The following is a 293-nucleotide window of genomic DNA, read 5'->3' as shown; positions in this document are numbered from 1 at the left end:
TCACATGCCCTATGTAGACTCTCCGCTTTGAAATTTTCTATTCTCTTTAGTTAATTTGTTCCTTTTTGTCAATTTTTTAGGTATCAAGCTGTTACTGTGTATCTTATTCATGCCTATGTATTCTTTGTCAGCAATTAAAAGTATATTTTTAAAAAAATGCATGCAGCTTTTACAGAATAGCTTAAAGTCATGAACGTTTCCATGTGAAAATGAGACGTTAAGCATCCTCAGATATTTTTCATCTGCCACTATCTGAGCCTTTATCATGTGCTTTTTCTTTTTTCTTGAGTAAT

General features: G+C 31.7%; 1 protein-coding gene. It reads right to left on the bottom strand.

What is annotated here, in order from left to right:
• Positions 1-9 precede the first annotated feature (9 nt).
• Positions 10-293: transposase (locus HMPREF1552_RS11640; RefSeq protein ID WP_021744501.1), on the bottom strand; the 284-nt coding region annotated here is incomplete at its 5' end.

This window comes from Leptotrichia sp. oral taxon 879 str. F0557 (genome assembly GCF_000469385.1).
GTDB lineage: Bacteria > Fusobacteriota > Fusobacteriia > Fusobacteriales > Leptotrichiaceae > Leptotrichia > Leptotrichia mesophila.
Note: the sequence above shows the minus strand (reverse complement) of the source record. Positions and strands in the feature narration are given on the sequence as shown.